Origin of the sequence: Halorarum salinum, from assembly GCF_013402875.1 — an archaeon.
Classification (GTDB): Archaea; Halobacteriota; Halobacteria; order Halobacteriales; family Haloferacaceae; genus Halorarum; species Halorarum salinum.
In genome coordinates, this window is record NZ_CP058579.1 from 3,695,078 (window position 1) to 3,715,579 (window position 20,502).

23 protein-coding genes are annotated in these 20,502 nt (G+C 70.2%); 5 read left to right on the forward strand and 18 right to left on the reverse strand.

What is annotated here, in order from left to right; translation table 11 throughout:
* Nucleotides 1–99: 99 nt before the first annotated feature.
* The 4 genes from HUG12_RS18690 to HUG12_RS18705 form a co-directional block, all read right to left on the reverse strand.
* Nucleotides 100–921 (reverse strand): fumarylacetoacetate hydrolase family protein, encoded by an 822-nt coding sequence (locus tag HUG12_RS18690; RefSeq protein WP_179270230.1) that lies wholly within the window; start codon nt 919–921, stop codon nt 100–102.
* 2 nt (nt 922–923) lie between these two features.
* Entirely contained in the window at nt 924–1,268 is a 345-nt protein-coding gene (locus HUG12_RS18695) for a cupin domain-containing protein (RefSeq protein WP_179270231.1), read from the reverse strand.
* On the reverse strand, nt 1,265–2,053 hold the full coding sequence (locus tag HUG12_RS18700) for an SDR family oxidoreductase (RefSeq protein ID WP_179270232.1): 789 nt from the start codon (nt 2,051–2,053) through the stop codon (nt 1,265–1,267). The genes HUG12_RS18695 and HUG12_RS18700 overlap by 4 nt, the downstream gene beginning before the upstream one ends.
* 96 nt (nt 2,054–2,149) lie before the next feature.
* Nucleotides 2,150–3,448, reverse strand: coding sequence for a DUF362 domain-containing protein (locus HUG12_RS18705; protein ID WP_179270233.1), 1,299 nt, complete (start codon nt 3,446–3,448; stop codon nt 2,150–2,152).
* A gap of 95 nt (nt 3,449–3,543) precedes the next feature.
* Here HUG12_RS18705 and HUG12_RS18710 point away from each other — a divergent pair, with 95 nt between their 5' ends.
* Nucleotides 3,544–4,653, forward strand: coding sequence for a mandelate racemase/muconate lactonizing enzyme family protein (locus tag HUG12_RS18710; RefSeq protein WP_179270234.1), 1,110 nt, complete (start codon nt 3,544–3,546; stop codon nt 4,651–4,653).
* Nucleotides 4,654–5,064: 411 nt separating this feature from the next.
* On the opposite strand, the gene HUG12_RS18715 is transcribed toward HUG12_RS18710, so the two are convergent.
* From HUG12_RS18715 to HUG12_RS18745, 7 genes are all read right to left on the reverse strand, one after another.
* Nucleotides 5,065–6,288 carry a mandelate racemase/muconate lactonizing enzyme family protein gene (locus HUG12_RS18715; RefSeq protein ID WP_179270235.1) on the reverse strand — a complete coding sequence of 408 codons (1,224 nt, stop codon included), beginning with the start codon at nt 6,286–6,288 and terminating at the stop codon, nt 5,065–5,067.
* A gap of 95 nt (nt 6,289–6,383) precedes the next feature.
* Complete coding sequence (locus HUG12_RS18720; protein ID WP_179270236.1) at nt 6,384–7,355, reverse strand: D-2-hydroxyacid dehydrogenase; 972 nt, start codon at nt 7,353–7,355, stop codon at nt 6,384–6,386.
* 135 nt (nt 7,356–7,490) lie between these two features.
* Entirely contained in the window at nt 7,491–8,744 is a 1,254-nt protein-coding gene (locus HUG12_RS18725) for an MFS transporter (protein WP_179270237.1), read from the reverse strand.
* A gap of 83 nt (nt 8,745–8,827) precedes the next feature.
* The gene (gene lhgO / locus HUG12_RS18730; protein ID WP_179270238.1) at nt 8,828–10,036 is read right to left on the reverse strand and encodes an L-2-hydroxyglutarate oxidase; all 1,209 of its coding nucleotides are present in this window, start codon (nt 10,034–10,036) and stop codon (nt 8,828–8,830) included.
* Between the two features lie 132 nt (nt 10,037–10,168).
* Complete coding sequence (gap, locus tag HUG12_RS18735; protein WP_179270239.1) at nt 10,169–11,218, reverse strand: type I glyceraldehyde-3-phosphate dehydrogenase; 1,050 nt, start codon at nt 11,216–11,218, stop codon at nt 10,169–10,171.
* A 92-nt stretch (nt 11,219–11,310) separates the two neighbouring features.
* Nucleotides 11,311–12,615 (reverse strand): glutamate dehydrogenase GdhB, encoded by a 1,305-nt coding sequence (gdhB, locus tag HUG12_RS18740; protein ID WP_179270240.1) that lies wholly within the window; start codon nt 12,613–12,615, stop codon nt 11,311–11,313.
* Between the two features lie 16 nt (nt 12,616–12,631).
* A complete protein-coding gene (locus tag HUG12_RS18745) occupies nt 12,632–12,775 on the reverse strand; it encodes a rubrerythrin-like domain-containing protein (protein WP_179270241.1) in 144 nt (47 codons plus the stop codon).
* Between the two features lie 240 nt (nt 12,776–13,015).
* Between HUG12_RS18745 and HUG12_RS18750 the strand changes: the two genes are divergently transcribed.
* The gene (locus tag HUG12_RS18750; protein WP_179270242.1) at nt 13,016–13,390 is read left to right on the forward strand and encodes an Hsp20/alpha crystallin family protein; all 375 of its coding nucleotides are present in this window, start codon (nt 13,016–13,018) and stop codon (nt 13,388–13,390) included.
* A gap of 69 nt (nt 13,391–13,459) precedes the next feature.
* Here HUG12_RS18750 and HUG12_RS18755 read toward each other — a convergent pair whose 3' ends face one another.
* Nucleotides 13,460–14,350, reverse strand: coding sequence for an ATP-grasp domain-containing protein (locus HUG12_RS18755; protein WP_179270243.1), 891 nt, complete (start codon nt 14,348–14,350; stop codon nt 13,460–13,462).
* Nucleotides 14,351–14,557: 207 nt separating this feature from the next.
* Here HUG12_RS18755 and HUG12_RS18760 point away from each other — a divergent pair, with 207 nt between their 5' ends.
* Nucleotides 14,558–14,911, forward strand: coding sequence for a hypothetical protein (locus tag HUG12_RS18760; protein WP_179270244.1), 354 nt, complete (start codon nt 14,558–14,560; stop codon nt 14,909–14,911).
* Nucleotides 14,912–14,987: 76 nt separating this feature from the next.
* Here HUG12_RS18760 and HUG12_RS18765 read toward each other — a convergent pair whose 3' ends face one another.
* Both HUG12_RS18765 and HUG12_RS18770 read right to left on the reverse strand, forming a co-directional pair.
* The gene (locus HUG12_RS18765; RefSeq protein ID WP_179270245.1) at nt 14,988–15,818 is read right to left on the reverse strand and encodes a phosphosulfolactate synthase; all 831 of its coding nucleotides are present in this window, start codon (nt 15,816–15,818) and stop codon (nt 14,988–14,990) included.
* A gap of 91 nt (nt 15,819–15,909) precedes the next feature.
* Entirely contained in the window at nt 15,910–17,262 is a 1,353-nt protein-coding gene (locus tag HUG12_RS18770) for an MmgE/PrpD family protein (RefSeq protein WP_179270246.1), read from the reverse strand.
* Between the two features lie 342 nt (nt 17,263–17,604).
* Here HUG12_RS18770 and HUG12_RS18775 point away from each other — a divergent pair, with 342 nt between their 5' ends.
* Both HUG12_RS18775 and HUG12_RS18780 read left to right on the forward strand, forming a co-directional pair.
* Nucleotides 17,605–17,793, forward strand: a complete 189-nt coding sequence (locus tag HUG12_RS18775) for a hypothetical protein (RefSeq protein ID WP_179270247.1) — start codon at nt 17,605–17,607, stop codon at nt 17,791–17,793.
* A gap of 301 nt (nt 17,794–18,094) precedes the next feature.
* Nucleotides 18,095–18,625 carry an AmiS/UreI family transporter gene (locus HUG12_RS18780; protein ID WP_218836353.1) on the forward strand — a complete coding sequence of 177 codons (531 nt, stop codon included), beginning with the start codon at nt 18,095–18,097 and terminating at the stop codon, nt 18,623–18,625.
* Between the two features lie 26 nt (nt 18,626–18,651).
* Here HUG12_RS18780 and crcB read toward each other — a convergent pair whose 3' ends face one another.
* The 4 genes from crcB to HUG12_RS18800 form a co-directional block, all read right to left on the reverse strand.
* The gene (crcB, locus tag HUG12_RS18785) at nt 18,652–18,972 is read right to left on the reverse strand and encodes a fluoride efflux transporter CrcB (RefSeq protein ID WP_345777011.1); all 321 of its coding nucleotides are present in this window, start codon (nt 18,970–18,972) and stop codon (nt 18,652–18,654) included.
* Nucleotides 18,973–19,011: 39 nt separating this feature from the next.
* Nucleotides 19,012–19,392, reverse strand: a complete 381-nt coding sequence (locus HUG12_RS18790) for a fluoride efflux transporter FluC (RefSeq protein WP_179270696.1) — start codon at nt 19,390–19,392, stop codon at nt 19,012–19,014.
* A gap of 118 nt (nt 19,393–19,510) precedes the next feature.
* Nucleotides 19,511–19,942, reverse strand: coding sequence for a universal stress protein (locus HUG12_RS18795; RefSeq protein ID WP_179270249.1), 432 nt, complete (start codon nt 19,940–19,942; stop codon nt 19,511–19,513).
* A gap of 90 nt (nt 19,943–20,032) precedes the next feature.
* Entirely contained in the window at nt 20,033–20,449 is a 417-nt protein-coding gene (locus tag HUG12_RS18800; RefSeq protein ID WP_179270250.1) for a hypothetical protein, read from the reverse strand.
* Nucleotides 20,450–20,502 lie beyond the last annotated feature (53 nt).

Here is a 20,502-nt window from a genome sequence, read left to right on the forward strand (position 1 = left end):
GCCGACCGATTTCCGAACCCACAGAACATGAAATCTCCATTACCATCTCCGATCGTGAAAATCGTCTTATAGGAAAACGGAGGGTGGGTTCCGACGTGCTCAGCGGGTGACGGGCGCGTCGACCGACCCGATGGACTCCACGACTGCTCGGACGTGGTCGCCGGGTTCGATCGGGGCCGCGCCGGGCGTCCCGGTGCTGAACAGGTCGCCCGGGCGGAGCGTCATCACGTCCGAGTGGAACGAGACGATCTCCCGGGGCGGGAACAGCATGTTCTCGATCCCGTTCTCCGCCTCGACGGCGTCGTTGACCTCCGTCCGCACCGAGAGCTCGCTCAGTCCGATCGGCTCCTCCGGGACCGCGATCGTCGGCCCGACGACGAGGAACGAGTCGTAGCTCTTCGCGCGCGTCAGGAACCGCGGGTTGCGCTGGAGCACGTCCTCGGCGGTCATGTCGATGACCGGGAGGAAACCGGCGATCACGTCGTCGACCTCGTCCCCCGCGACGGAGCGACACTCGCGGCCGATCAGCACGGCGAGTTCGGCCTCGGCGGTGACCCGCTCGCTCTGCTCGGTCGGCGGCAGTCGGATCGGGCCGCCCGGCCCCCGCAGGACCGTGTTCGGCTTCATGAAGCTCGCGGGCTCCTGGGGGCGGTCCTCGTCGAGGTCGCCGGCGTGCTCCTCGTAGTTCAGGCCGATGCCCCAGAGCTTCCCGAAGCGTTCGAGCGGCGCGCCGAACGTGAGGTCCCCGGCGGGGACCCGGTCGGCGGTCGCCCCGTCCGGGTCGCCGAGCGTGCCCGCGGCCGCGTGCGGGAGCGCCTCGCGGACGCTCCCCAGGTCGGGGTTCGCGGCGCCGAGCGGGACGAACCCCTCGTCGTCGCCGAGCAGCGGGTCGCCGGTCGCCGTGCGTGCGAGGTACTTCATCGTCATTCCCGGTCCGTCCAGAAGTCGAACGAGCGCCCCGGCGCGAACACGTCCAAGCCGACCGCCAGTTCGTCGCCCGTGTTCTCGACGCGGTGAGTCTCCCAGGACTCCAGCAGCACGGAGTCGTACTGCTCCAGCGTCACCTCGTCGTCCTCGGTCGCGACGGTGAGTTCGCCGCGCAGGCAGAGACACACCTGCTCGTTCTCGTGGTCGTGCATCGGGGAGCTGTGGCCCGGCGGCTTCTCGAACCACTCGAACGCGAACCGCTCGCTGCCGGCCAGCGAGACGCGCCGCCAGCCCTCCTCCGGCTCGTACGTCTCCGCGTCGTCGAAGTCGACCGGCCTCATAGGTTCGCGCCCGTGGAGCCGCCGTCGATGGGGAGCGCGGTCCCGTTGACGAAGCCGGACTTCGGCGAGGAGAGGAACGCGACGGTGTTGCCCAGTTCCATCGGGTCGCCGATGCGTTCGAGCGGGTTGCCCGCCCAGTCGCTCAGCCCCTCCTCGTAGGAGTCGTAGTCGCCGCGGTCGACCGCCTGGTTCACGAGGTCCTGGATGCGGGAGGTCTCGTGCGGGCCGGGGAGCACGGTGTTGGCGCGCACCTCCGGCGCGAACTCCTTCGAGAGCGTCTTCTCGAGCCCCACGACGCTCATCCGCACCGAGTTCGAGAGCACGAGGCTGTCGAGCGCCTCCTTCACGCTGCGGGAGGTGATGTTGACGATGGTGCCGCCGTCGCCGTCCTGCAGGTGCGGGTGGGCCTCTCGAGCCAGCCGGACGACGCTCATGACGAGCAGGTCGTACGCGTCGTACCAGTCCTCGTCGTCCGTCTCCAGGAACGCACCGGAGGGCGGTCCGCCCGCGCTCGTCACCAGGTGGTCCAGCCCCCCGAACTCCTCCACCGTCGTCTCCACCAGCGCGGCGACGTCGTCCTCGTCGGTCAGGTCGCCGGGCTGGGCGACGACCTCGCCGGTCGCCTCCGCCTCGATCTCGGACGTCGCCTCGGCCAGTCGCTCCTCGTCGCGCCCGTTGACGACCACGTTCACGCCCTCGCGGGCGAGCGCCGTCGCCGACGCCTTCCCGAGGCCGCTGCTGGATGCCGTGACGAGCGCCGCGTTGCCGTCTATCTCTAGGTCCATGTGATGGGACACCGGATATGACGGGGAAAGATTTTCCCTAGGGGCAAGCGGACTCGGTTCCGACGGCGCCGCGACCGCGCCCGGGCGCCGACGCCGCTACTCCGTCCGGAACGAACGCGTCCCGTCCTCGAACCGGAGCTCCTCGCGATCGAGCACGCGGGCGCCCTCCGGGAGTTCGTCCAGAAGCGGCTCCGAGACGTGGAACTCCGTGAGGTCCTGCGTGTTCTTCACCCAGACGATGCGTACCGTCTCCGGGTCGTAGCCGCCGAGGGCGGCCAGCGAGGTCCGCAGCGCGAACTCGTCGTCGGGCGCGACGACGGGGAGCTTCGCCTTCGCGAGCGACCCGCTCGTCAGCGCGTTCGCGTACGTCTTCTTCGCGTCGAGCTGGTCGACCGCGGCCCGTCGGGTGACGTCCGCGAGCCCGATGCCGTTGCCGTTCCCCTTCGTTCCCTCGGTGAGCCCCCGGGCGTAGATCAGCTTGATCGCGGGTCTCTCGGGGTCGTCCGTGTTGAGCACGCGGTACCGGCCGATGACGTTCGTGTCCATCCCGGCGCCCGAGATCTCCTTGCCGAGTTCGTCGACGACGAGGAGGTCGACCTCCTCGACCGGGAGCGTCGCCATCTCGTCGTACGCCCGTTCGAGCAGCGCCGGCTCGCGCTCGGTGAACTCGGCCGCCGGGATCGCCTCGACGTGGGCCGTCTCCTCCCGGAAGTTCTCCACGAGCGCGACGCCTCCGAGCAGCGGGGCCGACTCCCGGATGGTCGCGAGCGCGGGCTCGAGCGTCTCCAGGTACCCCTCCTTGATCGCCGTCGAGTGGAACGACTTCGCCCCGCGCTGCTTGCCGAGGCCGACGACGGTCATCTTGCAGAGCCCGCTCTCCAGGCGCCCGCTGAAGTTGGTGTGCGCCTTGACGCGGTTGATCACCAGGACGGCGTCGGCCTCGAGGGCGGCCGCCGAGAAGTACACCGTCGCGGTCGTGTCGCCGACCTCGATCTCGCCGACCGGGTCGGCGTCCATCCGCGCGTCGATGGGGACGCCCAGCCGCTCCTCGGTGACGCCGAGCACCTCGAGCACCTCGCGCTGCCCCTCGGGGGTCGCGCCGCCGTGGCTCCCCATCGCGGGGACGACGACGGGGTCGAAGCCCCGCTCCTCGAGCTCCGCGATCGTCGCCTCGACCACGTCGTCGATGCCGTGGATACCCCTGCTGCCGGCGCCGACGGCGACGGTCGCGCCCGGTTCGAGCCCCTCGAACTCGAGCCGGTCCAGCTCCGACCGCGTCGTCGCCGCGGGGTCCGCGACGGTCTCCGTCTCCGGTTCGTGGCGAACGCGCGCGAACGACGGCAGCGGCTGGGGCTCGATCAGCCCGTCGACGTCGGATCGCTCCGGGAAGTCCATGCGCGACCCGAGGGGAGCGGGGGGTGTAAATCGTGTGCTGGAGCAAGTTTTGCTCCCACGCGCGGGTATAACGACGAGTGGGTCGCCGTTCCCCCATGGAAATCGCCGAGGTCGAATCCTACCCGATCAAGATCCCGCTCGACTCGCCGGTCTCGTTCTCCAACCGGACGATCACGTTCCGCGACCACGTGATCACGCACGTCCGGACCACGGACGGCCTGGAGGGCGTCGGCTACTCGCTGGGCTACGAGGGCGCGCCGCTGCTCGCGCAGGCGGTCGAGACGATGCTCGAACCGCTGCTGGTCGGCGAGGATCCCCGCGACACCGAGCGTCTGTGGCGCGAGATGTACGACGGCAACATCCAGATCGGCCGGACCGGCGTCATGCTACGCGCCATCTCCAGCGTCGACATCGCGCTGTGGGACCTGAAGGCGAAGGCGGCCGACCAGCCGCTGTACAAGCTGCTCGGCGGGTACGCCGACGCGGTCCCCTCCTACGGGAGCGGCGGCTACTACCGCGACGACAAGGGCCACGATGGCCTCCGCGCGGAGATGCGCCGCTACCTCGACGAGGGCCACGACGTGGTGAAGATGAAGGTCGGGCGACGCTCCGTCCCAGAGGAGGTCGAGCGCGTGGCGGCGGTCCGCGACGAGATCGGCCCGGACCGGACGCTCCTGCTGGACGCGAACGGCGTGTGGGAGACGACGCCCGAGGCGGTCAGGGCCTGCCGCGCGTTCGAGCCGTACGACCCCTACTTCATCGAGGAGCCGGTGATGATCGACCGCGTCGAGACGATGGCCGAGGTGAACGACGCCATCGACTACCCCGTCGCGACGGGGGAGCTGGAGGGGACCCGGCACAACTTCGCGCGGCTGTCGGACACGGGCGCGGCGGGGGTCCTCCAGCCGGACGCGACGGTGTGTGGCGGCATCACGGAGTGGCTGAAGATCGCCCACTTCGCGGCGGCCCACGACGTGCCGGTCGCGCCCCACTACAACTGGAACCTCCACGCGTCGCTGCTGGGCGGCGTCGAGAACGGTCTCTGGGTGGAGTACTTCTACCGCGACATGGACGTGAAGGCGTTCGACGACGTGGTGGCGGAGCCGCTGGGGCCGGGCGACGACGGCATGATCGAACTCCCGGACAGGCCGGGCCACGGGGTCGTGCTGGACGAGGACGCGCTCGAACGGTTCGAGTGGACGTGATGTTCTAGGCGTTACGGGTTCTCCGTTTCTTTGGTCGGTGTTCTTGCAGAAGTCGAGGGGACGACGATGATGCTCTCGAAAGCCCCCGCGGCTGTCGACTCCCGCGGGCCGCTCTGCGCTCCTCGGTCGCTCACTTCGTTCGCTCCCTGTGGTGCTTGAGGGCCCGGGGTTCGCCGACAGCCGCGGCCCCTTTCAGTCCCACCCACCGCACCGCCCCGCACCTCGCCCTCCCCAGCCTCCTGCGCTCCTCGCCTCGGTCGCTCACTCCGTTCGCTCCATCGGCTGCGGTGCTCGTCCCTCGCGCGCGTCGTGCTCGCCCCACGAGGGGGCTCGCGTCGCGCGCGCCGGCAGGCTGGTTCGTATGCCGACCGACGCCGAAAAAATCCGTTCGCGAAACGCCGTGGACCCGACTCAGTCGAACCCGTCCGTGCCGGGCACGAGGTGCTCCTCGACGACGTCCTCGTCGAGTTCGACGCCGAGGCCGGGTTCGGTCGGCACGTCGACGTAGCCGTCCTCGATGACCGGCTCCTCGCGGGTGAGCAGGTCGTCCCACCAGTCGACCTCGAGCGCGTGGTACTCCAGCACGTCGGCGTTCGGAATCGCGGCGCAGAGGTGGACGCAGGCCATCGTCCCGACCGGGCTGCAGACGTTGTGCGGCGAGAACGGGATGTAGCGCTCCTCCGCGCGGTCCGCGACGCGCTTGGACTCCGCCAGACCCCCGAGCGTCGTCGGGTCCGGGGTCGCGACGTCCACCGCGTAGTCGTCGAGCAGTTCGGTCAGTTCGTGGACGCGGAACCGGTTCTCGCCGGTCGCGGTCGGGGTGGCGGTCGCCCGGGCGACCTCCCGCTGGGCGCGCGTCTCCTCCGGCGGCACCGGGTCCTCGAGCCACATCAGGTCGTAGGGTTCGAGCTTCCGCGCCAGGCGCTTGGCGCTCTCGACGGTGTAGTCCCAGTGGCAGTCGAACGCGAGGTCGACGTCGTAGCCGACCGCCTCCCGGACCGCGTCGACGACCTCGACCTTGTGCCGGACGGCGGCGTTCGAGAGCCGGCCGTTGGCGGGGTCCGGGTCGTTGTCCATCTCCATGTCGAGGTCGAACTTGATGGCGGTGAATCCCATGTCGAGCACGCGCTCGGCCTCGGCCGCGTACGCCTCGGGCGTGTACGCCTCCTCGTCCGCGTACTCGGTGAACCCGCCCTCGTCGACGGCGTACGCCTCGCCCGCGTGGCAGTCGCAGTAGATGCGCACCCGGTCGCGGTACTTCGAGCCGAGCAACTGGTAGACGGGGACGTCGAGAATCTTCCCCGCGACGTCCCACAGCGCGATCTCGATGCCCGACGCCGCGGTGACGACCTTCCCGGTCGTGCCGCCGTGGCCCGACATCTCCTGCACGATGAGCCGGAACAGTCGCTCCACGTCCAGCGGGTTCTCCCCGACGAGGAAGCGGTTGGTGTACTCGATGATCTCGGGGACGCCGCCGCCCCGGTACGACTCGCCGACGCCCGTCACGCCCGCGTCGGTGTGCACCTTCACCAGGTTCCACTCGAAGTTCCCCTCGACCGCCGCGGACTCGATCCCGGTGATCTCGACGTCCGCCCCCTCCGGCCGCTCCGTCGCATGGTTGGAGTAATCCCTCATTCGGTAGTGGCTCCCACGGGCCCGGGCTTATGGCCTTGGGTTCCGCGAAATATCTCTTCGACGCGAGCGCGTCGCCCGGACGGACGGCGAACCGGTCAGACGACCTGGTTCCGCAGGTCGCGGTGCTCGCCGTCCGCCTCGACGTGCTCGAGGTTCTCGATGAGTATCCCCGCGACCCGCTCCCAGTACTTCGGCGTGTGGCCCGCCGCGTGGGGGGTGAGAAAGACGTTCTCCATCGACCAGAGCGGGTGGTCCTCCGGCAGCGGCTCCGGGTCCGTCACGTCGAGGGCGGCGCCGTGGATCCGGTTCCACCGCAGCGCGTCGACCAGCGCGTCCGTGTCGAGGACCCCGCCGCGGGCGACGTTGACGACGACCGCGTCCGGCGGGAGCGTCCGCAGTTCCTCCGCGCCGACGAGCCCCTCCGTCGTCCCGGTGAGCGGGCACGCGAGCACGAGCACGTCGGTCCGCGCCAGCGCGTCCGCGAACTCCGCCTCGCCGTACCCGATCACCTCGTCGGTCGGGCCGCCCTTCCCCGGCGAGTAGCGGACGCCGACGGTCTCGACGCCGAACGGCTCCAGCCGACGGACGATCGCCTCGCCGATGGCCCCCAGGCCGACGACGGTGACGGTCCGCCCCTCGAGCTCCCCGAACGACTGGAACCGGCGCCACTCGCGGCGCCGCTGCCGGCGGAGCCCCTCGTCGAGCCGTCTGGTGAACATCAGCAGCCACCCGATCACGTGTTCGGCCATGTTCGGGCCGTGGACCCCCGAGGCGTTCGTGACCGCAACCCCGGCGTCCTCGAAGGCGTCCAGCGGGAGGTGGTTGACCCCCGCCGTCGTGCAGGCGAACAGTTCGAGCCGCGGAGCGGCTCGGACCGTCTCCGCGTCGAGCGCCTTCCCGGTGACGACCTCCGCACGCGGGACGAGTTCCCGCACCTCGGCCGGCATGCGGGCGTGCTCGACCGTCGCGTCCGGCAGCCCGTCCCGGAGGATCTCCACGTAGTCGGCGGCCGGGACGGCGTGCGCGTCGTCGTCGAGCACGACGATGTGGGGCGTGTCCGTGTCCATGGCTGAGCGGCGGTCCGCGTCGGGACCGTCCGGCCGGAACGTACTCGGCCGGGCGTACAAGTACCCGCGGGGTCCGGCAACGGGCGCGGGCCGAACCCCGGACGGGGATCACGATTTCGCGCCCGGCGGGGCGGCTCACGCGTCGGCTCGAACGGGCGGCGCGCGGTGGACCAGGAACAGGCAGCCGATGCCGGCGGCCGCCGCGAGCACGCTCGTCGCGACGCCGACCGACCGGACCGCCGACGCGAACCCGAGCCGCGGCGCCGCGAGCGCGATGGCCCCGCCCATGAGGATCGGCGCGAGCGTCGCGCTCAGGCGCCCGACGCCCTCCCCCACGCTCACCAGGCCGCCGCGCCGGGCCGGGTCGGCCATGTTCGTGATGACGCTCCGGTACAGCGAGAGGACGACCCCGAACCCAGTGCCCATCGTGACCGCGCCGACGAACGCGGCGACGAGCGTCCCAGCGACGAACACGAGGCTGAGCCCGACGGCCATCGCGACGTTCATCGCCACGAGCGGCCACAGCCGGCTGTCGAACCGCTCGGTGATGCGGCCGGCCTGGCTCGCGGCGAGCGCGAAGCTGAGGCTACTGAGCGCCGCGAGGACGCCCGCCTGGACCGGCGTGCCGCCGACGAGGTCGACGACGACGATCGAGTTGTACGTGAGGAACCCGAGCCAGACGAACATCGGCGTCCCGCGCGCGACGACCATCGCCCAGGCGCGCCGCTGGGAGACGAGCGCCCACAGCTCCCGGAGCTGCGTCCGGACGTCCCGCCCGTCGTCATCGGCGTCGGCCTCGGGGTCGACCGGCTCCTCGAACCACAGGTACACGACCGCCGCGATGGGGAACGCGACAGCGTACAGCAGGAACGGGTACTGCCACGCGAGCACGACCAGCGCGCCCGCCGCGAGCGGGAACGCCGTCTGGGCCACGCCGGTCCCCGTGAAGCGGAGCCCCTGCGCGGTCGCCTCCTTCGTCCCGGTGTAGAGGTCGCCGATGCTCGTGATGATGATCGGGGTGAGCGCGGCGAAGCCGACGCCCTGGAGCATCCGCAGCCCGAGCGCGACGCGGAAGTCCGTCGTGAGCGCGATGGCGGACCCGGCCGCGCCGAACCACAGGAGCCCGAAGAGGATGACGGGGCGTCGCCCGAGCCGGTCGGCGATCACGCCCGCGACGGGGATCACGACGACGGCGGGGCCGGTGAACGCCGACATCAGCAGGCCCACGTTCGCCGTCGTCGTCCCGAGCGGGTCGACGAGCGAGCCGAGCACCGGCGAGAGGAGCGCCGTTCCCAGCGCCGGGAGCACGTTCGCGAGGAGCAACAGCTGGAACGGCCGCTCGCGGAGCACCTCGGCGTCGCTCCCGACGATCGACGAGAGGGGTGCCACGGCGTCAGCGCCCCCGGCCCGGCCCCTCGGCGATCCCCCTCCGGGAGTCGCCCCGACCCGAACGCGAGGCGGTTCCGCCCGAGTTACCTGTCAAGGTTCTCCAGAACCGCGTCCGAGAGGTGGTCCCCGAACGGGAGCGAGCAGGTGAGCCCGGGCGAGACGGCGTTGAGGACGTGCGTGGAGTCGCCGGCGTGCTCGAACAGCGGGTCCTTGACCAGGTCGCCGTCCTCGCTCACGAGCTGTGCCCGGATGCCGGCGTAGCTCCTCGTGAAGTCGTCGGCCTCGGCCCCGGGGACGAGCCGCCGCGCGGCCTCGACGAACTTCCCCTTCCGGTAGGACCTGTTGAGTTCGTCCCATCCGACCTTCAGTATCTTCGGGTCGGCCATCAGCCGCCGGAAGCCGCGGTAGCCGAGCGTCTCCGCGAGTTCGCGTGGGTTCACGTCGGTGTTCCCGTAGGCCTCGCGGCCGAACGCCAGCACCGCGTTCGGCCCGACGATGACCTTGCCGTCGGTGCGCCGGGTGAAGTGGACGCCGAGGAACGGCAGGTCCGGGTCCGGCGTCGGGTAGATCATCGTCTCGCAGAGGTGGCGCCGCTCGGGGACGACCTCGTAGTACTCCCCGCGGAACGGGACGACCTGGAGCCCCTCGCCGACGCCGAACTCCGCGGCGACGTGGTCGGCGTGGAGCCCGGCGGCGTTGACGACGTACCCCGCCCGTAGCTCCCCGGAGGTGGTGTCGAGCCGGAAGCCGTCGAGGTCCCGCCGGACGTCGTCGACGCGGGTGCCGGTGTAGAGGTCGACGCCGCGGTCCGCGAGATCGCGGGCGAGCGAGTAGACGTACTGCTGGGAGTCGATGGAGGCCGCCCCCGGCGCGTACAGCGCCGCCTGCCCCGTCGCGTGCGGCTCGTGTTCGGCGATGGCGTCCGGCTCGTACAGGAGTTCGGTCCCGACTCCGTTCTCGGTCGCCCGCTCCTGCATGGTCTCGAGGTGCGCCTCCTCGCGGTCGTTCCGGGCGACGACGAGGACGCCGAAATCCTCGATCGGAACGCCGTGTTCGGCCGCGTACTCCTTCATCCGGCGGGTCCCTTCGGTGGCGAACCTCGCCTTCAGCGAGCCGGGTTCGTAGTTGAACCCCGGGTGGAGTACCCCCGAGTTGCGGCCGCTCTGGTGGGCCGCGAGGTGGTGCTCCTTCTCGACGACGGCGACGTCGAGGTCCGACTTCGACGCGAGCGACCGCGCCACCGAACAGCCGACGCAGCCGCCGCCGACGACGACGATGTCGTGAGCGGTCATGCGTCGGGGTCCGGGACGAAGGTTGATAACCCCTGACTTGTCGGGGACTTTCGCGACGGCCGGTCCGACCCGTGGGCCGCGGTCCGGCCGTCGGGGTCGTCCGCCGACGACGGGTGAGCGCGTTCCGCGCCGTCAGCGGGAACTCACGTGGGCGGCCACGTCGAGCAGCCGGTTGGAGAAGCCGTACTCGTTGTCGTACCAGGCGAGCACCTTCGCCAGGCCGTCCTCGCCCACGACGTTCGTCGAGTTCAGGTCGACGTACGAGGAGAACGGCAGCCCCAGGATGTCGCGCGAGACGACTTCGTCGTCGGTGTAGCCCAGCACGCCCGCGAGCGGCCCGTCGTCCGCGGCCGCCCGGAAGGCGTCGTTGATCTCCTCGGCGCCCGGCGAACCCTCGAGATCGACCACGAAGTCCGTGACCGAGCCGTTCGGCACGGGGACGCGCATCGCCATCCCGTCGAGTTTCCCCTCGAGGCCGGGCAGGATCTCGGTCGTCGCCTTCGCCGCGCCGGTCGAGGTCGGCACGATGTTCTCGGCGGCCGCGCGGCCGCGGCGGGTCTTCCCCTTCGGCCCGTCGACGAGGTTCTGGGAGCCGGTGTAGGCGTGGACCGTCGTGAGCATGCCGTGGGCGAGGCCGAACTCGTCGTCGAGCACCTTCGCGACCGGCGTCACGGAGTTGGTCGTACAGGAGGCGTTCGAGACGACCGACTCGCCGTCGTACTCCCCGTGGTTGACGCCGTAGACGAGCTGTTTGACCGGGGTCTCGCCCTTCGGCGGCGCGGAGACGACGACCACGTCCGCGCCCGCCTCCACGTGCCGGGCGGCGTCCTCGTGGGTCCGGAACACGCCGGTGCACTCGAGCACCACGTCCGCGTCGAGTTCGTCCCACGGGAGCTCCCCGGGGTCCTGCTCGTCGAGCACCGGCACCGCCGTGTCGCCGAGGACGAGCTCCCCGCTCGCGTCGTCGTAGGACAGCCCGTCGAGCCGACCCATGACCGAGTCGTAGCTCGCGAGGTAGCGCATCTCCTCGCCGTCCATCACGTCGTTGACGCCGACGAGTTCGATCCGCGGGTCCGACCGCACTGCCCGGAACACGTTCCGGCCGATGCGGCCGAAGCCGTTCAGGCCGACCCGGACGGGGTCGGCGACGTCCGCGTCCGCGGCGAGGTTCGATTTACTCATGTTCGAATAACCGACGCGGTCGGACTTAAATTGTCGTCATGGCGGGGCGGCGGCCCGCGGCACGCGGGGGTGACCCGCGGGACGCCGCCCGGTCAGGGCCAGATCCCGCGCGCCTCGTGCGCGCGACCGACCCTGTCGAGCGCGACGACGTACGCCGCGTCGCGCCACGTCACGCCGCGCTCCTCGACCACCGCCTCGACAGCCTCCCACGCGGCCGTCATCTCCGACTCGAGTTCGCGGTGGACCCGTTCGAGCGACCACGACCGCCGGTTGATGTCCTGGAGCCACTCGAAGTACGAGACGGTGACGCCGCCGGCGTTCGCCAGGATGTCGGGGACGACGGGGACGTCCCGTTCCGCGAGGATGGCGTCGGCCGCGCTCGTCGTCGGCCCGTTCGCCCCCTCGACGACCATCGTCGCCCGCACGTCGTCGGCGTTCGCCCCGGTGAGGACGTTGCCGACCGCCGCGGGGATCAGCACGTCGACGTCGAGTTCGAGCAGTTCCGCGTTGGTGACGGTGCCCTCCGCGTGCGTCTCGGCGTACCTCGTCACGGCTTCGGGCTCCTCGTCGTGGGAGGGGATCTCGTGGATCGGAATCCCCACCGGGTCGTAGGCGGCCCCGTTGACGTCGCTGATCGCGACGACGGTCGCTCCCCAGTCGTCGAGCAGGCGGGCGGCGTTCGCGCCGACGCTGCCGAACCCCTGTACGGCGACGGTCGTCCCCTCGAGGGGGTAGCCGTAGTGCTTGCACGCCTCGCGGGTGACGATGGCGACGCTGCGGCCGGGCGCCTCCTCGCGCCCCTCCGACCCGCCCACCACCGGCGGCTTGCCCGTGACGACGCCGGGGAGCGTCTCGCCCTGCTGCATGCTGTAGGCGTCCATCAGCCACGCCATCGTCTGCGCGTCGGTGCCCATGTCCGGCGCGGGGATGTCCTTGTTCGGGCCGATCGCGTCGCGGATCTCCTCGGTGAACCGACGGGTGAGCCGTTCGCGCTCGGTCCTGCTCAGGTCCTTGGGGTCGACGACGACGCCCCCCTTCGCGCCGCCGAACGGGAGGTCCATCACGGCGCACTTCCAGGTCATCCACATCGAGAGGCCGACGCACTCCTCCCGGGTGACGCCCGGGTGGTAGCGCAGGCCGCCCTTGTACGGCCCGCGGACGCTGTCGTGCTGGACGCGGTAGCCGGTGTACACCGACAGGCTCCCGTCGTCGCGGACGACCGGGACGTGGACCTCGTGGACGTGCGCGGGGTGTTTCAGGCGCTCGACGATGTTCGGGTCGACCTCGAGGAGGTCGGCCGCGTGTTCGAGCTGTCGGATCGCCGTCCGCTGTGCCGGTTCCTCGGACCGTTCCCCGCCGTCCGGGAGGGCCCCGGTCGCGGTGGCATCTCCTGTCATACGTTCGAGCCGGCGTTCACTCGAGCGACATCGCCCTGTTCTGCATCTCCGCCCCGCAGTCCGGACACTGTCCGGGGTGCGAGTCGGCCGTCACGATCGTCCCGCACTGCAGGCACTCGTACGCCGACTCGACTCCCTCGTCGGTTGGAACGTCGAACATCGGTGGGACATCGGCGTTCGATATAAATAATAGATGGGTTATTAGGTCGATTGAACGTAATAATATACCATGCCGTTCCGCCATACGACCCGCCATCAGGACGAGTCACGCTGGAAGCGGCCCGAGGGTCACGAGTAGGTACTCCATCAGGCCCGTTTCTAGCGAAACTGCATCCGAAGGAGGGGCTTTCAATTGGGCCGGGGGAGAAGGCTTATCGGGGTTAACGGGCAAGTCCGGAGCATGCGAGACGACCGCGACGACCCCTTCGGCGACATCTTCGACGAGATCGAGCGGATGATGAACCAGATGACGGGCGCCGGCACCCACGGCGGTGACAGCGGGTTCGGCACCGAGACGCACGTCTCGGTCCAGCACGAGGACGAGGAGGTGCGACTCCTCGCGGACCTCCCGGGCGTCGGGAAGGACGACATCGACCTGAAGTGCGACGGCCGGACGCTCACGATCAGCGCCCGCAGCGAGACGCGCCGGTACGACGAGCGCGTCAGGCTCCCGGTCCGCGTCGACGAGCACTCCGCGTCGGCGTCGTTCAACAACGGCGTCCTCGAGGTCACGTTCGACGCGATGGAGCCGTCGGCCGACATCGACGTCGAGTAGCCCGCGGGAACCCGAACCGCCGGCCGTCCCCGCGCCGCCGGAGCGGTCCGGGTCTACCCCCCGGCGCCGTCAGCGCCGCCCCGCCGTCCGCCACACCAGGTCGGCGAGGTCCTCGTCGAACCCCTCCTCGTACTTCGTCGCCTCGTCCACGGTCGGACGCGCGTTCGTCTCGGAGACGACCACCCTCCCGTCCGTCTCCAGCAGGTCCACGCCGAGCAGCGGGATCGAGAGCGTCGCAGCGGCACGCTCGGCCAGCCGGCGGCGTTCCGCCGGGAGCGAGACGCCCTCGGCGACGGCGCCGCGGTGGACGTTGTGTTTCCACTTCCCGGCGTCCGTCCCCGCCGCCGGGAGTCGCCGCTCGACCGCCCCCGCGTACTCGCCGTCGACCACCATCACCCGGTAGTCGCGCGCGTTCGGGAGGAACTCCTGGAGGAGGTACGACCTGTCGCCGGTGGCGCGGTAGTCGTGGACCAGGTCGAGGTAGTCCGTCGCGCCGAGCAGCGAGTCCGGGTCGGCCGCCTTCGTCACGCCGACGCCGCGTGTCGTGGAGTTCGGCTTGAGGACGACGGGATAGCCGAGCGACTCGGCCGCGGCGAGCACCGCGTCCTCGTCGGCGGGGTTGGAGACGAGCGTCGTCTCGGGCACGGGCAGGCCCGCGTCCGAGAGCGCCGTGAGCACGCCGGCCTTGTTCCGGGAGTCCAGCACCGCGTCGCGGCCGTTCACCCACGGGACGTCGAGGGCGGCGTCGACGACCGCGCCCTCCATCAGCCGCGAGGGGTACACCCAGCCGACGTCGGCGTCGGGGAACGATTCGACGCAGTCCTCCCCGGTGACCGGCAGCACCCGCTCGTCCGGCCGGACGTGGACCACGTCGATGCCGCGCCCGGCGAACCGTTCACGGAGGCGCTCGAACGTCTCCGCCCGCGTCGTCACGGCGAGCCGGAGGTCGGTGTCGCTCACGGTGACACGGTGGGAACCGGGGGAGCATAAGCGCCGCCGGTGGCGCGGGGTCGACGCCCTACCCCCAGGAGGTTCACCCGGACCGTCCGTCCCCGTCGACTTCCCGCCCCGCGGCGGCCGAACGGACGCCGAAACGCGCGGTGTCGGCGCGTTCCGACCCTGGGGGCCGACAGCCTCTTGCCGTTCCCGGGCCAACCTCGGTTCCCTATGCTCGGAGCCTACGCGGTCGGGAAGAAGGCGGTCAAGTTCGGGTACAAGCGGTACGGCGTCCCGGGCGCGGTCGCCTCGGGCGGGGTGGCGCTGGCCGGCTACCTCGTCGTCCGGCGCGCCCTGAGGTCGTCGACCGACTCGGAGGACGTCGATTCGGCGATCGACGTCGGGACGATCAAGTCCGCCGTCGAGGAGGGAGGCCTCGGCGCAGTGACCGACAGGGGAACGCTCGACGACGCGATAGACGAGAACGAACTGGGCACGTCCATCGACGTGGAGGAGGTCCAGTCGTCCGCGGAGGACGAGGCGGACGAGGTACGGGACGGGGACGGAACGAGCGGCGAGACGTAGACGGGCGTCCGACCTGCCGGCGCCGCCCGACGCTCCCGCCGCTGAGCCGTCGGGGTCGAGGACCGGTCCGCCCCGCTCACCCGCGGTCGTACGTGACGGTCCGGCCCCAGCTGCTCTTCTTCCCCCAGAGGCCCGAGCGCATGCACTCGAGTTCGACGATCTGGGAGTTGTCGACGAAGAGGTTGACGTTCGGCCCGAAGTTCTTGACGTACCACTCGAACACCGGCGGGTCGGCGGCCTCGAACACGCAGTGCTCGATGCCGACCTCGTTCGCGATCGCGAACGCGACGTCGGTGCGCCACTCGCGGACGCGCTCGGTGATCCCCTCGGACTCGACCATGATCTTGTACGCGCCGGCCTCGAGGTGACGCTCCGCCTCGGCGATGGCGCTCGCGGGGTCGATCGCCTCCTCGCTCTCGAGTTCCTCGACGCTCGATGCCCCGCCGGCGCCGAACTGGACGTTGATCTCCGGCTTGGGCTTCAGGCCGTGGTCGGCGACGAGTTCGGTCAGCCCGACCATGTCCTCGACGTCGACCGCGAGGAACCCGCTGGAGATCTCGACGATGTCGAAGCCGAGGTCGCCGGCCTCCTCGACGTACCGTTCGACCTCGTCGTGGTCCCGGACGAGGACGTTCTCGATGAAGCCGCCGGTCGACACCTCGACGTCGAACTCGTGGCAGACGTCGAGGAGTTCCCGGACGGCGTCCTCGGGCATCAGCGCGAACGACCCGCCGGAGAACTTGTAGATGTCGACGTACCGGCCCATCGTCTCGAGGATGTCGCGGAGTTCCCGGGGACCCATCGGGTCGTAGTACGGGCCGCGTATCTCGGTGATCCCCTTCTCGCGCGGTTTGTCCGGCCGGTGGTTCCGGTGCAGGAAGCTGAACGCTAGGTCCGAATCGGTCATGGTCACAGTGACGTTCGCTCGCCGATTCCTTAGTGATACGCCATGCACGCGCCGGTCGGCCCGGCGCTGTCCGATCGTGCCGCCGTCCCGGTCAGTCGAGCAGGACGACGAGATCGGCGACGTCGTGGTCCTCGAGGCTCCGGATCGTCTCGACGATCTCGGCCCGACGGGCCTCGTCGTAACGCCCCTCGGCCATCGTCGTGAACTTCGCCTCGACCTGCTCCCAGGACATCGGCTTGGACGGGTGGCCGCCGAACGCGTCCTTCTCGATCCGATGGACCGTGCCGTCCGCGAGCTCGACCTCGATGCGGGCCGGCATCTCGCCGTCCTCGAACCGTTCGGTCAGCGCGGGGTCCTCCTCGACCTCGACCCGTCGGAGGAGCGTCTGTACCGCGCCGCGTCGGATCCGCTCGGACTCGTAGGCCGTGGCCGTCATCTCGCGGTCGAGGAGCGACGCGGCGAGCATGTACGGCAGCGAGTGGTCCGCCTGGGCCTTCGTCTCCACCTCGTAGCGCGACCCCTCGCCGCCGCCGATGATGAGCTTCGCGCCGGCGAACGTCTCGAGGCGGATGGCCTCGACGTCCTCGTGATCGATTCGCTCCCGTTCGGCGAGTTCGATGATCCCCTCCACGGCCGACTGCGCGTACGTCTCGGCGACGTAGCGCTTCGTCATCGTGTCGAACACGTGCTCACATCCCGGGTCGAGGTCCACCTCGAACGGCCCGGAGACGACCTCCTTCCATCCCTTCTGGCCCTCGAACAGGTTCACCGGCCCCTCCATCCCGTTCCGGGCGAGCAGCACCGAGAAGACGGCGTTCCGGGCGGCGTTCGCGCTGGCGATCCCCTTCCACTCGTTTATCCCGCCCGTCCGGGTGACCCGGAGCGCGTTGTGGGCCGTCCCCGCGATGCCGATGGCGTTCCGGAGTTGGTCGTGCGAGAGGTCGAGTACCGCCCCGGCGCCCGCGGCCGCGGAGATCACCGTGTGGGTGACGTGGTCAAAGCCCCGGTCCCGAACCGGCGCGTTCCACGCGAGTTCGCCCTGGATCTCGTAGGCGACGCCGATGGCTTCGAGGAGTTCCCGCCCGGACGCGTCCGCGACCTCGCCACAGGCGACGACGCTCGCGACGTTGTCGCTCGGATGCGGCGTCTCCCCCGGCGCGAGGAACGAGTCCATGAAGTCCAGATAGCGCGTGAGCGCCGTGTTGTACATCGCCGCCTCCGCCGGCGGGACGGTCTCCTCGCGGCCCCAGAGGTGACACGGGCCGCCGTGCCCGAACTCCGTGACGGTCGCCGCGACGGCGTCGACCGGTTCCGCGCCGAGCGCTCCGACGCCGATGCCGACCGAATCGAGCACGCGCTTCTTGAGCTCCTCCCGCACGTCCGACGACAGGGAGTCGTACGAGACGGAGCGGACGAACCCCGCCAGTTCCGCCGTCGTGGTCATGGCCCCGTATTGGGTCGCGACGAGGAAAGCGGTACCGGCGGCTCGGACGCCGACCGTCGACCGACTGTCGACGCTGCGAGTCGACGGTCACGTCCACGAGCGGGGTTCCCGCCCCCACGGACGACCGTCTCGGTCGAGTCCCTCACGGCAGAAGTGACTGGGACGTTCGTGGTAATCGTATCGCGCAGTTGGTGCTCGGTCCGGTGCTCCTGGCCGTCCCCGTCGTGGCGTTCCTCGGCGAACTCGCCCCCGCGCCGGTCGTGTTAGCGGCCGTCCCTGTTGCGATCCTCGGGGCGCCGGCACGAGAAACAGCTATTTTCCGATCGTTTCAACGGTCACCCGATGGATCCGAAACCGTTGCGCCCGATCCTCCCGTCGACGCGACGGGACTGGGTTTACCTACTCGGCACCCTGGTCGTGCTCCTCGTCTGGGTGCTGTTTCTCCTCGTAGACCTGTCGATCCAGGTCACGATCGGACTCGTCCTGGCGATCTTCGTCCTGACGGTCGTGATCGCCTTCGCCGTCGACTGACTTCGGCCGTGGGCGACTTCCGGTCGACGGGGACGTCTGCCGGCAGGGAACTCCGAACCGTCGTGGTAGGATGCGGGCGATCGCGTCAGGAGGGACTCGTCGATCCGCGAGGAGGTCGGGTACACGGATGGTCGAAGCCGACCGACGGGGAAACGGGAGGCCGCTACCGGTCCACGCGATACCTGACTCGAGGAGACGTACTACCTTCCGGTTCCATGCGCGCACCTATAGTTTATGGTACAGGAGGTCGAACTTGCACGTTGGTAGGCCAACTGCTGACAAATCACACGGGAGTATACCAATGCCACTATACGACGTTCTCGGAATGGGGTTACTGTTCGTCGGAGCCGTCCTGATCGTCAACGGACTGTGGCTCCTGGGGAAGGGATCCGATCGGGACACGTCCATCCTGAACTTCTTCGTCGGGGCGCTCACGTTCCTGATCGCGATGTGGTGGGCGTTCGGCGGGGACGCCTCCGAGGGGACCGCGTTCAACGCCGCCGGGACGCTCCTGTTCGCGTTCACGTACCTCTGGGTGGGGAGCAACGCGTACATCGGCCAGGAGGACCAGCGCTCGCTGGGTTGGTACTGCATCTTCGTCACCGTCGTCACCGTCCCGACCGGCTGGCTCGTCCTCCTGAGCGGGGACCTCGGGCTCGCGGCCCTCTGGTGGATCTGGGGGGTCCTCTGGGCCACGTTCTGGATCCTGCTCGCCCTCGAGCGCACGGAGTACACTTCTCCCATCGCGTGGTACACCGTCGTCGTCGGCATCGTCACCGGTGCCGCGGGCTACCTGATGGCGGCGGGGTTCTGGCCCTGGCTCCCCGCGTAACCGCCCCCGTCACGCCCCGCCGGAGCCTACGACGGGAGGCCGGTCACCAGCCACGCCAGGCCGATGGCGACCAGCGCCCCGATCAGGTTGACGGTGGCGTAGCCGATCGATTTTCCCCTCGCGCCGGTCTCCCAGAGCCGAACGGTGTCGAACGAGAACGACGAGAACGTCGTGAACGAGCCGCAGACCCCGGTTCCGACGAACAGCAGGACGTCCTCGCCCGCGCCGAGGAACGTGACGAGACCGAGGACGAAGCTCCCCACGACGTTCACCGTCAGCGTCCCCAGCGGGAACGCCTCGACGTCGACGTACTCGCCGACCAGGTAGCGAAGGACCGCGCCGAGCATCCCGCCCGCCCCGACGAGATACGCCTGATGCTCCACGGGTCACTCCACCTCCAGTTGCGCCGCGAGTTCCGCGCCCAGCAGCACGCCGCCGAAGCCGAACGCGTAGCTGGCGACCACGTTGAGTACGCCGAACGGGAGCGCCGCCTGCATGGTCTGGAGCGCGAACGTGCTGTACGTGGTGAACGACGACAGGAGCCCGGTCGCCGCGACGAGGTGCGTCTTCTCCGACAGCAGTTCCGTGTAGATCGCCTCGTAGAGGATGAAGCCGAGCAGGAAGCTCCCGAGCGAGTTCGCGAGGAACGTGCCGGCGAGTCCGGGGAACACGAGCGCGAGAAGGTGCCGCAGGGTCGCACCCACGAACCCCCCGATCGCGATCAACGCGAGCGTTTCCAGACGAACGAGCGGGTGCGACTGGGCCATCGTCGGTGTCTCCAGGGATGTGTCCATTTCGACAAGGGGGATAAAAGAGTTGCCGCGCTCGGCGCGCTCGCACTGCCGGGCGCGAGTGGGCGGCCGAGCACGCCGGTCGGCGGGCACGTCACCGCACGACCGTGACGGGTACGGGCGAACGGCGGACGACAGTCTCCGCGACGCTCCCGAGGAGCACGCGCGAGACGCCGGAGCGCCCGTGGCTCCCCACGACGACGTGATCGACGTCGTGCTCCTCCACGTAGTCGAGGATGGTTCGGGCCGGACGGCCGAGCTCGACGGCCGTCGAGAGCGCCACGCCCCGTTCGTCGGCGAGGTGCCGCGCACGCTCGAGCAGCGCCTCGGCCTCCTCGGTGGCGGTCTCGAACCAGTCCCCGTCCCACGGGCCGCTGAACCCGACTTCGGGGTCGACGTCCGCTTCGAAGGGGTGGACGACGTGTAGGGCGGTGATGTCAGCGTCCGGGAACGTCGACAGCGCGTACTCCAGCGCTTCGGTCGCGAGGTCCGCGTCCTCCAGCGGAACGAGGATGTGGGACGTCACGATCGGACGTACGGGTTCCGACCGTAAAGTACCGTCAGTAGTCGGTCGGCGAGCCTCGGAAGGGGCCGGCCGACGGCGATCCGTAGCGTGTCATCCGTTCCAGCCCAGCCCCTGTCCGCCGTAGTACGCGTTCCAAGCGTCCAGCACGGCGCGGAGGGCCTCGTCGAAGGAGCGGTCGGTCTCCCCGCCGTCGGACGCTTCCGCCGCGGCGATCTCCCGGACGCGCCGGACCAGCCCCCCGTCGACGTCGACCCGTCGTTCGCCCTCCAGGTCGGCCATCCGGACGTTCGCGTCGCTCCGGTCCGCGGTGAGGCGGCGTGCAGCGTCGCGCCAGGTCGTCCCGCCATCCGCGTCGAATCGGTCCCACACCCTCACCAGCACCTCCACGCGCCAGTCGACGGGGTACTGGCCCGCGTCGACGGTCTCGTCGAGGTGGTGGTCGACGGCGTACGTGAGCTTCCAGACCGTCTCGCGGCTCACCTCGACGTCCATTCCGTCCCCCTCCACGGCCGGGCCGTCCCTCCGACGTCGCCCGACGGAGTCACGCCGTCGACGCCGGA

Excerpts from the sequence above, each read along its gene's own strand:
- HUG12_RS18765 (WP_179270245.1), bottom strand. The coding sequence starts at position 15,818 with ATGACCGATTCGGACCTAGCGTTCAGCTTCCTGCACCGGAACCACCGG.
- HUG12_RS18700 (WP_179270232.1), bottom strand. The coding sequence starts at position 2,053 with ATGGACCTAGAGATAGACGGCAACGCGGCGCTCGTCACGGCATCCAGC.
- HUG12_RS18690 (WP_179270230.1), bottom strand. The coding sequence starts at position 921 with ATGAAGTACCTCGCACGCACGGCGACCGGCGACCCGCTGCTCGGCGAC.
- gap (WP_179270239.1), bottom strand. The coding sequence starts at position 11,218 with ATGAGTAAATCGAACCTCGCCGCGGACGCGGACGTCGCCGACCCCGTC.
- crcB (WP_345777011.1), bottom strand. The coding sequence starts at position 18,972 with ATGCTCGGCGCGGTCCTTCGCTACCTGGTCGGCGAGTACGTCGACGTC.
- HUG12_RS18710 (WP_179270234.1), top strand. The coding sequence starts at position 3,544 with ATGGAAATCGCCGAGGTCGAATCCTACCCGATCAAGATCCCGCTCGAC.
- HUG12_RS18760 (WP_179270244.1), top strand. The coding sequence starts at position 14,558 with ATGCTCGGAGCCTACGCGGTCGGGAAGAAGGCGGTCAAGTTCGGGTAC.
- gdhB (WP_179270240.1), bottom strand. The coding sequence starts at position 12,615 with ATGACAGGAGATGCCACCGCGACCGGGGCCCTCCCGGACGGCGGGGAA.
- HUG12_RS18750 (WP_179270242.1), top strand. The coding sequence starts at position 13,016 with ATGCGAGACGACCGCGACGACCCCTTCGGCGACATCTTCGACGAGATC.
- HUG12_RS18780 (WP_218836353.1), top strand. The coding sequence starts at position 18,095 with ATGCCACTATACGACGTTCTCGGAATGGGGTTACTGTTCGTCGGAGCC.
- HUG12_RS18695 (WP_179270231.1), bottom strand. The coding sequence starts at position 1,268 with ATGAGGCCGGTCGACTTCGACGACGCGGAGACGTACGAGCCGGAGGAG.
- HUG12_RS18770 (WP_179270246.1), bottom strand. The coding sequence starts at position 17,262 with ATGACCACGACGGCGGAACTGGCGGGGTTCGTCCGCTCCGTCTCGTAC.
- HUG12_RS18720 (WP_179270236.1), bottom strand. The coding sequence starts at position 7,355 with ATGGACACGGACACGCCCCACATCGTCGTGCTCGACGACGACGCGCAC.
- HUG12_RS18790 (WP_179270696.1), bottom strand. The coding sequence starts at position 19,392 with ATGGCCCAGTCGCACCCGCTCGTTCGTCTGGAAACGCTCGCGTTGATC.
- HUG12_RS18775 (WP_179270247.1), top strand. The coding sequence starts at position 17,605 with ATGGATCCGAAACCGTTGCGCCCGATCCTCCCGTCGACGCGACGGGAC.
- lhgO (WP_179270238.1), bottom strand. The coding sequence starts at position 10,036 with ATGACCGCTCACGACATCGTCGTCGTCGGCGGCGGCTGCGTCGGCTGT.
- HUG12_RS18705 (WP_179270233.1), bottom strand. The coding sequence starts at position 3,448 with ATGGACTTCCCGGAGCGATCCGACGTCGACGGGCTGATCGAGCCCCAG.
- HUG12_RS18715 (WP_179270235.1), bottom strand. The coding sequence starts at position 6,288 with ATGAGGGATTACTCCAACCATGCGACGGAGCGGCCGGAGGGGGCGGAC.
- HUG12_RS18745 (WP_179270241.1), bottom strand. The coding sequence starts at position 12,775 with ATGTTCGACGTTCCAACCGACGAGGGAGTCGAGTCGGCGTACGAGTGC.